Here is a 10,565-nt window from a genome sequence, read left to right on the forward strand (position 1 = left end):
CGTGCTCGGCGATGCGCAGTACCTGATAGCCGTCGAAGTTACGCTGCTCGACCTGGCCGTCCTTCAGCGTGATCGCGCTGTGCATGATCGCGCCGAGCCCGAAGCCGATCCCGCCTTCCATCTGCGCAGCGACAATGTCGGGATTGATCGCGATCCCGCAGTCGACCGCGCAGACCACGCGCTCCACCTTCACCTTGCCGTCGGCGCCGACCGATACCTCGGCGACCTGCGCGACATAGCTGTTGAATGCCTCGGCAACCGCGATGCCGCGTCCACGGCCTTTCGGCAGCGGCTTCGCGGGATCCCAGCCGGCTTTTTCGGCGGCCACGTCGAGCACGTGTTTCAGCCGCGGCGCGCCGCCGAGCAGGTCGCGGCGGAAAACGTACGGATCCTTGCCGGCCGTGTGCGCGGCCTCGTCGATGAAGGCCTCGACTGCGTAGGCGGTGTGCGAACTGCCGACGACGCGCCACCACAGCACCGGCACGCCCGTCTTGGTGGTCGTCAGCTCGACCGATACGTTCGGCACCGCGTACGGCAGATTCGCCGCACCCTCGACCGATGTCGAGTCGATGCCGTGCTTGACCATCACCGGCTCGAACGGCGTGCCGGCGAGGATCGACTGGCCGACGATCCGGTGCCGCCAGCCGACCAGCCTGCCGTCCGCAGACAGCCCGGCATCGAGCTTGTGGAAATACATCGGCCGGTAGAGGCCGCCCTGGATATCGTCCTCGCGCGTCCATTGCAGCTTGACCGGCTTGCCGTTCGCGCCAAGCGCCTTCGCGATCGACACCGCCTCGACGACATAGTCCGACCAGGCGTTTGCGCGCCGGCCGAAGCTGCCGCCGGCATACAGCGTGTGAATCGTGATCTGCTCGGGCTTGAGGCCGGCCACCTTCGCCGCATTGGCCTGATCGATCGTCTGGAACTGGTCGCCGGCCCAGATCTCGCAGCGGTCGGCACGCAGCCGGACGACTGCGTCGAGCGGTTCCATCGGCGCATGCGCAAGGTAAGGGAACGCATACGATGCGCTGATCCTGCGCGCGGCGCCCGAGATGGCCGCGTCCGCATCGCCATCCTTGCGGGCGGGCAGGCCGGGCTTCTCGGCGAGCCGCCGGTATTCGCGCATGATCGCGTCGGAGCTGCGCTTTTCGGCCTGCGTATCGTCCCACTCGACCTTCAGTGCATCGCGTGCCTGCTTCGCCGCCCAGAAACCGGTGGCGACGACCGCCACGCCGCGCGGCACCTGCACGACCGATACGACGCCCGGCACGGCCTGTGCGGCCGATGCGTCGAACGACTTGACCGTCGCGCCGAAGCGCGGCGGCCGCTGCAGCAGCGCGACCAGCATGCCGGGGAACGCGACATCGAGCGTGAACTGCGCGGTGCCATTGGATTTCGGCGTGGCATCGACGCGGGTGATCGGATGGCCGATCAGGCGGAAATCGGCCGGCGTCTTCAGTGTGACCTTGTCGGGCACCGGCAGCTGCGCGGCAGCCTGGACCAGCGCGCCATAGCTCGCCCGCTTGCCGCTCGCCGCGTGCTCGACGAAGCCGTCGCGGGTCGTCAGCTCGCTGGCCGGCACATGCCAGCGGGCGGCGGCGGCCGATACCAGCATGGCGCGCGCCTTCGCGCCGGCTTCGCGCAACTGCTGCCACGAATTCGCCATCGCCGAGCTGCCGCCCGTGCCCTGCAGCTTGCCGAACGCGAGGTTCGCATAGCGCGTCGCATCGGCCGGGGCGCTCTCGACACGCACGCTCGGCCAGTCGGCGTCCAGTTCCTCGGCGACGATCGTGGCGATCCCCGTATACGCGCCCTGGCCCATTTCGACGTGTTTCGCGATCACGGTCACGACACCGTCGGGCGTGATGCGCAGGAAGGCGTTCGGCGCGAACGGCGCGTCGGACGCGGTGGCCGCGACCGCGCGCCGGCCCGTGCCGAACCATTCGAAACCGATGGTGAGCCCGGCGGCAGTGGCGCCGGCGGCTTTGAGGAACGTACGGCGTGCCACGTTCGGGGCATCGAGATCGGTCGTCATGATCAGGCCTTCAGGGCGGCGGCGGCTTCATGGATCGCGGCGCGGATGCGGGCATACGTGGCGCAGCGGCAGATGTTGCCGTTCATCGCGGCGTCGATGTCGGCGTCGGTCGGTTTCGGGTTCTGTTCAAGCAAGGCGGTCGCGGACATGATCTGTCCCGACTGGCAATAGCCGCACTGCGGCACCTGCAGCTTGATCCATGCAACCTGCACAGCCTGAGCGGGCTTGCTCTGCAGGCCTTCGATCGTCGTCACGTGCTTGCCGGCGACGCCGGCGAGCGGCAGCACGCACGAGCGCACGGCCTGGCCTTCGAGATGGATCGTGCAGGCGCCGCATTGCGCCATCCCGCAGCCGAACTTCGTGCCGGTCAGGCCGGCGTGCTCGCGGATCGCCCAGAGGACGGGCATCGACGGATCGACGTCGAGCGTGACATTCTTGCCGTTCAGGAAAAACGAGGTGGGCATGGACTGTCTCCGTGGGGAAAACCCGGTGTGTGCCGGGATAGGCGGCAGTGTGCGCGACGGCGACGCGTTTGCGGCTACCCAATCCTGCAAATTTCTTGAACAATCCTGCAAATACCGGCGCACGCAGGCGGCGGGCACAGCCCGCTCCGCTATGCTCGCGGGGCGGTCAATCGCGGATACGGGGCGAAGTGGGGGGCGCATGGACAGGATCGAATGGGCGGTGTCGCGGGAGTCCGCACGGCATGAGCTGGCGGCACTGATCGGCCGCTTCGCGCCGGTTGATGGCGGCCATCAGACGGCGATCCCGTCGCTGTCGTTCTACAAGTACTCGTGTCCGGCCGACCTGGGCTGCAGCGTGTCGCGCGCCGCGCTGGTGATTGCGGCGCAGGGCGCGAAGCGTGTGATGGTGGCCGGTCAGGCCTACGAGTACGACTCGCTGCATTGCCTGATCACGTCGGTCGATTTGCCGATCCTCTCGCGGGTGACGCAGGCGGCGCCGGACGCGCCGTACCTGTGCCTGCGGCTTGCCCTCGACCCGCAACGGATTGTCGAACTGGCGGCGGAAATGCGCTTGCCCGAACCGGGTGCCGCGACGGCAGGCGAGGGGATCGCGATTGCCGCACTGACTGCGCCGCTGTTCGATGCGGCGCTGCGGCTCGTGCGCCTGCTCGATACACCGGGCGATATCCCGATCGTCGCGCCGCTGATCGAAAAGGAATTGCTGTACCGGCTGATGACGAGCGAACAGGGCGCGCGGCTGCGCCAGATGGCCGTCACCGGCAGCCAGACGAACCGGATCGCGCGCGCGATCGGGTGGATCCGCGATCACTACGCGGAGCCGATGCGGGTCGAGATGCTCGCGCAGGCTGTCAACATGAGCGTGTCGTCGCTCCATCATCACTTCAAGAACGTGACGACGCTCAGCCCGCTGCAATACCAGAAACAGTTGCGGCTGCACGAAGCGCGCCGGCTGCTGCTTGCGCAGGCGGGCGACGTCGGGTCGGTCGCGGCCCGCGTCGGATACGAAAGCGCGTCGCAGTTCAGCCGCGAATACAGCCGCCTGTTCGGGGCGCCGCCGCTGCGGGACGTCGTGCAGTGGCGGCGGCACGAATGGGCGGCCGGGTTGCGGGACGACGCAGCGCAGCCACGCTGATCCTGCGCGATTCGTCGGGCCGCTGAGCCTGACAGTTCAATACGCCCAGACATCGCGCCCGGGAAACCGGGCCGATCCGGATCGGGCAACCGGCACTAGAAATATCTCGGTATCCGAACGGTGTGGCCGAAGGCGCGTGCCTTGAGCGCCTGCGGCATCGGGCGGAACGGCATGTGGCCGTGCGCCGCCTGGGCGCCCGGCAATGCATTCTGCCAATGCGATGTGCATTGGGATTGGGACGCATGCGACTGTGAAAGTTGGTCAAATATCAGACGAGTCTTATTTGTAAGGTATTTGATTGGGTTTTTGTCCTATGTATAGATAATATCGTGATTTTTATAATTACCTTCAAAGAATAAATATGGATTTTTTTGTTGTTGTGATTTATTGGGTTGGATGGGGCAGCGATAGCTGAAATAGCCGACTAGCGGGGTAGTGCGTATGGGAAAGTTTAGTGTTCAGACGGTTTTCGCCAATGACAGGCCTTTGTCGTTGGTAGGCATGGAATGCATTGCCGGCAACACCAGTGCAATCGATCTGGTTGGTGTCTATAAAAGCACGGGAGAATTGGTGGCTTCACTCGGCCGGCAGAATTGCGATGTCGCGCTCATCGATTATTCGATGCGTGGAAAAGGGCAGCTGGAAGGCCTGGCGCTGCTTGGGTATTTGCGACGCACATATCCGAAAGTGGGTGTCGTCGTATTCGTGACACATGAAAATCCGGTCATTATCCGTTCGATTCTCGCGAAAGGTGTATCGGGTATCGTCAGCAAGTTCGATGACATCGGTCATATCGTCACCGCGATTCATTCGAGCTATGGCGGCGGTAAATATCTGTCGCCCGCGATCAAGCGCGCATTGGAGGCGGCTAACGGCAGCGGGAGCCGCCGTGAGGCAAAACTGTCGCCGCGCGAAATCGAGGTGATTCGGCTTTATTTGTCCGGATTGTCGATCAATGCGATCGCGACCCGACTGAACAAGGGAAAACAGACGATCAGCTCGCAGAAAATGAGTGCGATGAAGAAACTGGGCGTCAAGAACGATGTCGAGTTGATCAAGTGCGCGACGTGTCTTGATCTGGGCGACGGAATGAGTTCGATTCATCAATTTGAATCGATTTGAGCGATTGCACTGACTGAGGCGCGTGCGATCGCAGGCCGGACGGTGTTCACGCCGACGGGTTCCGCGACCGATACGATCGAAGGCGGAAGCACGATACCGCCGCGCGTGAACAATCTGCCGGCCTCATTCGGGCCGGCCCCGAATATGCGCATCGCGACCGGCACAGGCCGGCGCCGATGCCTTCAGGAACGCCTTTATGCTGTTTGCGACGAGGTGTTTCCCGATATTGCCCGCCGTGTTCGCCAATTAGGCACGGATTATATTGCGATACAATCCGCAGCAAATTGGCATCGTACCGATGTCGACGCCGATGGCGTCAGATTCCTGAACACGGGAGCCGGATGGATGAATTCTCAGTGAGGGTGATCGTCGCGGACGATCATCCGGTAACGGGGCACGGTATCGCGCAGGCATTGAGCGGACTGCCGGCGATCGACGTGATCGCGGTGGTGGCCGATACGACGGCGCTGATCGACAGTCTGAATACATTGCCGTGCGACGTGCTGGTCCTCGATTACGTCATGCCGCCCGGCGAATATGGCGATGGGCAGACCCTGCTCGCCTATCTCGCGCGCCATTATCCTGATTTGCGTTATGTCACGGTGACGATGCTCAATTCCGCACCGGTATTTCGCGCGCTGCAGAAAATCGGTGTCCGGTGCATTCTCAGTAAATCCGATGCGATGTCGCATCTGGTCGCCGCTGTGCATGCCGCTTATTCGGGCGGGCAGTTTCTGTCGCCGACGGTTGCATCGACGCTCGAACTCGCCGATGCGAGCGGCACGCACAGCGATCTGTCGCAGCGCGAATCCGAAATCGTTCGTCTGTTCCGCGAAGGCTACAAGGTGACCGAGATCGCGGAGAAGCTGCATCGCAGCAAGAAAACCATCAGCGCCCAGAAGCTCGCTGCGATGCGCAAGCTCGGTATCTCGCGCGACGCCGACCTGATCCGCTACGACGGGCCGCTCGGCGCGCCGAAGCCGGGCGATCCGACGTCCGGCGATTGACTGCTCGGACATGGTCTGGTTTGCGAAGGGGCCTGGCAAATCGATTCGGCCGTCGCGCCGGAGAGAGTTCGATCCGCAATGGATGCGCGCGTATCAACGGACGCTGCTCGCAGCCGGCGGCGCCGTGCTCGGCGGATTCATCGCATTGTGCGCGTGCGCGGTCGCGTGGATCGAGGTCGGCGACTATCAGGCCGCGATGCGCGCGCATTTCCTGAGCGGCAAGGCGCAGCTGGTCGCCCGGATGTCGGAGAACAGCGTGCTGCTGCGCCGGCTCGTATCGGCGTCCGATACCGCCTGGGATCCGAACGGACGCCCATCGCAGGCGGTCGCAACGCCGTTCTTCTCGCAGCACGGCTATCTTCGCTACGAGCAGCCGGGCACCGACCATACATATGCGGCAAGAGGGCTCGTCGATGCCGAGCACCCGCCGGGCAACTATCTGCCACTGCTCGCGCTGAGCGAACGGCTGCTCGTGTCCGGCATGTGGCGCGATCAGGCACAGTTCGGGCCCGGGCAAATCTACGTCATCGGCGCGAAGGGCCGATATGTCGCGACCTCGCTGTATGCGGCGCCCGGCATGGGGCCGCCGCGTGAACGCTACCTGTCGCTGTTGACGGTGCTGCCGCGCGAGTGGCCCGACGTCGCGGCGCTTCTCGATGCCGCGGCCGCGCATCCCGCCGATACACCGAGGGATGTGATCTGGCTGCCGCCGCGTGTGGATCCCATTACCGGGGAGCGCGCGCTGCGCCTCGCGAACTGGGTATTCGATCACCACGGACAGCCGGTCGCGCTGATCGTCCAGACGATGCGCTTGTCGCGCTTGCTGAGCGGGCTCGCCGAGGCCGGCGCGGGCGAATTCGCGGTGCTCGATGACAAGCAGAATGTCCTTCTGACGCCGGCGGGCGACCCTGGCGACGACGTGATGAGCGCGTCGCGCGCGTTGCAGGGCGATCATGCGGCCGGGATCGAGCCGCGCTTTCTCGACGGCCGCTTCGTCATCCACGATGCGATTCCGCACACCGGCTGGGAACTCGTCTACGTCTATACGCCGGCGGCGATGCTGCGCGCGCTCGCGCCCCGACTGATCGGGATCGGCGTGGTTGCCGGGCTGGGGCTGGCATTGCTGCTCGGCGTGATCGTGTTCGTGAAGCGGCTCATTCTCGAGCCTTCGTATCTGCGCGCGACGCGCCTGCTCGATAGCGAGCACCTGAATCGCACCTTGATTCGCACCGCACCGATCGGTCTCGCGCTGATCAGTGAGGCCGACGGCGCCGTGTTGTTGCGTAATGATGCGATGGCGCGCTACGACACGGACGGCGAAGGGCTGTCGGAGCGGATATGGCGCGCCTTCCCGCAGTCGCCGGACGCGAGCGCGCCCGCGCGGCGGCGCGCCGTCGTCAGACGCGAAATGACGCTCACCGGCGGCGCTCGTGCTTCCGACACGCACCTGCTCGTCAAACTGGTTCGCGTGAAGTACCGCGGCGCTGCCGCATTGCTTTGCACGGTCATCGACATTACCGCCCGCAAGCTGACCGAACAGTCGCTGGAAGAAGCACGACGTGCGTCCGATCAGGCGAACAAGGCGAAGTCGGTGTTCCTCGCGACGATGAGTCACGAGATCCGCACGCCGCTGAACGCGGTGATGGGGAATCTCGAACTGATGAAGCGAGGGGCATTGACGGATACGCAGCGCAAGCGGCTGGAGATCGTCGAATCGTCGTCGACGTCGCTGCTGCACATCCTGAACGATGTGCTCGATCTGTCGAAAGTCGAGGCGGGGCAGCTGCGCATCGACAGCGTGCCGTTCGATTGCGCGGCATTGCTGCGGGAGATCGCGGAGTCGTTTCGGCCGCTCGCGACGGAACAGGGTTTGCAGTTGCACTGCACGATCGCGCCGGACCTGCCGCGCTACCGGATCGGCGATCCGATCCGCATCCGGCAGATCGTGTCCAATCTGCTCGGCAATGCAATCAAGTTCACCGGGATGGGGAGCGTGACGGTTACCGCGAACGGGCATCATGCGGACGGCCGCGAATATGTCGACATTCGCGTCGCCGATACCGGCATCGGAATCTCCGACGCAGCGCAGGCGACGATCTTCGGGTTGTACCAGCAGGCAGACGAGTCGATTCATCGACGGTATGGCGGGACGGGGCTCGGGCTGGCGTTGTGTCGACGTCTGGTCGATGCGATGGGGGGCGAGATTTCAGTGCACAGCGCGCTCGGCGCGGGGAGTGAGTTTCGGGTCTGCATCCCATTGCCGGTGACTGAGGCGGCAGCGGCAGACGACGGAGGCGATCGCGATGCGACCTGCTCGCTCGAAGGCAGCCGTTTGGTCGGCCCGGGCGGCGCGCCGCTTCGCGTGCTGGCGGTCGAGGATCATCCGGCGAGCCGGTTGCTGCTTGCCGATCAGTTCCGCGAGCTGGGCGTCGATGCGACGATCGTCGAGAGCGGCGCGCAGGCGCTGGCCGCGATGGACCGTGAACGCATCGATGTCGTGCTGACGGACCTGGGATTGCCCGATATGGATGGCTGGGCGCTTGCCGGGACGCTTCGCAGGCGTGCAGCGGATTTGCCCGTTGTTGCGATGACGGCGCATGCCGGGCCGGATGAGCGGCAGCGATGTCTTGAGGCGGGGATTCTGGCGCTGCTGGCGAAGCCGCTGACGCTGCGCGCGTTGGCGCAGACGTTGGGGGCGATCGCGGAGCATGAGCCGCAGGCGCCCGAACCGGAGCGCGCGGCGGTTGACGATGCACGGCTGCCGGCAGCCGTGCTGGAAGCGATGCGGCATGTGACCCAGGCCTCGTTCGCTGCGATCGAGCGGGCATTGGCGGCGCGTGATGCGGATGCAGTCCTGCGTGAGCTGCATTCGCTCAGCGGCGGCTTTCTGTCGGTCGGGAATCGCTTGCTGGCGGAACTGTGTTCCGGGTTGCAGCAGGTCGTGCGCGAGGAGGGGATCGACGTGTTCGCGGCATTCTGGCCGGCGTTGCACGGGGAACTCGCGGAGGCGCTTGACGCGTTGCCGGCCGGCGACGGCATGGGCGCGTCTTCGTAACGGCGATTGCGCAGGCGGGTGCCGCGGAGACGGACGCTGCCGCCACCGCGCCTGTCGAAAAACGCGCTACTGCGCGCTTCTCTGCCGCTGAAACTCGTCCCGTTTCATCTCCATGTAGTCCTGTCGCTCCACCTCGTGCAATTGCCGTGGATATTGCTCGGTCGCATCGAACCAGCGGCCGAGTCGCTGGTCCAGCGGCTTGTCGAGCGTCGCCAGGTACGCGTCGATCGCCAGGTAGTACCGCATGGTATTGCGCTCCAGCAACCCGCGAACCCCGCCGATATAGCCAGGCTTTGCCGTGCCCGGATCCCCGGTCGCGGTAAATCCGACCTTGTCGCTGCCAATGGTGGCCAGATAGCTCTTCATCGCCAGACGCCCGACCGTACCGAACCCGTACGCATACGTGAGGTGCAAAAACGTGCGGTTGCCGCCGACCGGGATCGCTTCGAGCGAGATACGGTAGTCCTTCGTGCTGAGCGGGCCGCTTTCGGCATTGAGGTTGACATGAAAATAGCCGGATTCCGCAGGCGCCGCGTGGTAATGGAACTGCACGGGATAGGTATCCGTCAGCTTCTGCTCGACCTTTCTGCCGAGGTTGACGTCGAGAACCGGGCCGTCCGCGCCTGCCGAGACATGACAGTACTTGACGTTGAGATGCAGCGTCAGCACGTCGCACCAGTTGGCGGGACCGCGGACCGGATCGTTCAGCTTGCCGTTGACGACGGCGAACGGGTAATCGACGACCGCGTAGATGTCGCCCTTGAGCGACGATTGCGACTCCGTCGACTCGAGGTAAATCGGGCGATGGAATGCGTTCTGGGTGAGCTTTTGCGTCAAACCCTGGTATCGGTCGAGCAGGCTTGCGGCGTCGCCGGCCGCGAAGGCCAGTGAACTGCATCCGAGGCAGCACGCGACGAGCAGTGTTTTCCATCCCGGCCGGGCCGACGGATGCTTGTTGGGGCGTCGAGAGGCAACCATGTCCATGCTCCGTTCACGATGTCAGTTGCAGGCGCGTAGTGCGTAGCATACCCGTTGCATCGTTCCGCTGCCTTGCCGTGCTCGCGGACGTTCGGCCGGCCCGCGAGCCTCAATCCGGCCGGCGGAAATCCGTCTCGACCCAGCGCTCCGCGCTTGCCTTGTTGAGCCTGAATCCCGGCGATACCCTGACTTGCGCAAGCAATGCGCCATACGTATCGAAGGCCCGCAGCTCGCCGTACGGTTCGTATTCATCCGGCACGATTTCCAATGCGACGGACACTTCCTGCTCGCCGACCCATACCGTCACGTTCTTGTGCAACAGCGCCCGGCGCTGCTGCTCGTGGCGCATCAGCACCTCGGACGCCGTCTTGACCAGCGTCCGGAATGCGGACGCATCGAGCGGCTTGGGGTTTTTCTTGTCGCGGCCCATCGTCCACGGCCCGACGAGCGCGGGTTCGGCTTCGCCGTCCTTGATCATTTCGACAGCCCAGCCGTCGTCGTCTTCATTCTTGATGACGCGTGCGGTCCAGCCGTTGTCGCGCCAGAGGCCTGCTTCGTGGAGGGTGGTGTCGTCGGATTGGAGATCGGAATCGGTCATGAATCGGGGAGGGCAGGCGAGGGCGTCGCGCGTCGAAGCGGTATCACCTCGCCCAAATCAAGCATGCGAAGTGAGCGATTTTAACCGCTCGCCGCGCGGCGACGTCCTGCATGCAGGCGCGTTGGCCGTTTGGCCTGACGCCTGCGCCACAGC

Annotated in this window: 8 protein-coding genes; 4 read left to right on the plus strand and 4 right to left on the minus strand. The window is 64.7% G+C overall.

Features of this window, described 5'->3' with window-relative positions; all coding sequences use genetic code 11:
• The coding region (locus KH616_RS14775; protein ID WP_292247186.1) for a xanthine dehydrogenase family protein molybdopterin-binding subunit at positions 1-2,035 on the minus strand (2,035 nt) is incomplete at its 3' end.
• 2 nt (positions 2,036-2,037) lie between these two features.
• Positions 2,038-2,499, minus strand: a complete 462-nt coding sequence (locus KH616_RS14780) for a (2Fe-2S)-binding protein (RefSeq protein ID WP_292247188.1) — start codon at positions 2,497-2,499, stop codon at positions 2,038-2,040.
• A 199-nt stretch (positions 2,500-2,698) separates the two neighbouring features.
• Between KH616_RS14780 and KH616_RS14785 the strand changes: the two genes are divergently transcribed.
• The 4 genes from KH616_RS14785 to KH616_RS14800 all read left to right on the plus strand — a co-directional run bounded on the left by KH616_RS14785 (position 2,699) and on the right by KH616_RS14800 (position 8,836).
• Entirely contained in the window at positions 2,699-3,652 is a 954-nt protein-coding gene (locus KH616_RS14785) for an AraC family transcriptional regulator (RefSeq protein ID WP_292247191.1), read from the plus strand.
• Positions 3,653-4,093: 441 nt separating this feature from the next.
• Positions 4,094-4,774, plus strand: a complete 681-nt coding sequence (locus KH616_RS14790; protein WP_292247193.1) for a response regulator transcription factor — start codon at positions 4,094-4,096, stop codon at positions 4,772-4,774.
• Between the two features lie 341 nt (positions 4,775-5,115).
• On the plus strand, positions 5,116-5,781 hold the full coding sequence (locus KH616_RS14795) for a response regulator (RefSeq protein ID WP_292247196.1): 666 nt from the start codon (positions 5,116-5,118) through the stop codon (positions 5,779-5,781).
• An 82-nt stretch (positions 5,782-5,863) separates the two neighbouring features.
• Positions 5,864-8,836, plus strand: a complete 2,973-nt coding sequence (locus KH616_RS14800) for a sensor histidine kinase (RefSeq protein ID WP_292247199.1) — start codon at positions 5,864-5,866, stop codon at positions 8,834-8,836.
• A gap of 66 nt (positions 8,837-8,902) precedes the next feature.
• On the opposite strand, the gene KH616_RS14805 is transcribed toward KH616_RS14800, so the two are convergent.
• Together KH616_RS14805 and KH616_RS14810 are read right to left on the minus strand one after the other, a co-directional pair.
• Positions 8,903-9,814, minus strand: a complete 912-nt coding sequence (locus tag KH616_RS14805) for a hypothetical protein (protein WP_292247202.1) — start codon at positions 9,812-9,814, stop codon at positions 8,903-8,905.
• A 109-nt stretch (positions 9,815-9,923) separates the two neighbouring features.
• On the minus strand, positions 9,924-10,412 hold the full coding sequence (locus tag KH616_RS14810; RefSeq protein ID WP_292247205.1) for a hypothetical protein: 489 nt from the start codon (positions 10,410-10,412) through the stop codon (positions 9,924-9,926).
• Positions 10,413-10,565 lie beyond the last annotated feature (153 nt).

The sequence above is a fragment of the Burkholderia sp. genome (assembly GCF_018375725.1).
Classification (GTDB): Bacteria; Pseudomonadota; Gammaproteobacteria; order Burkholderiales; family Burkholderiaceae; genus Burkholderia.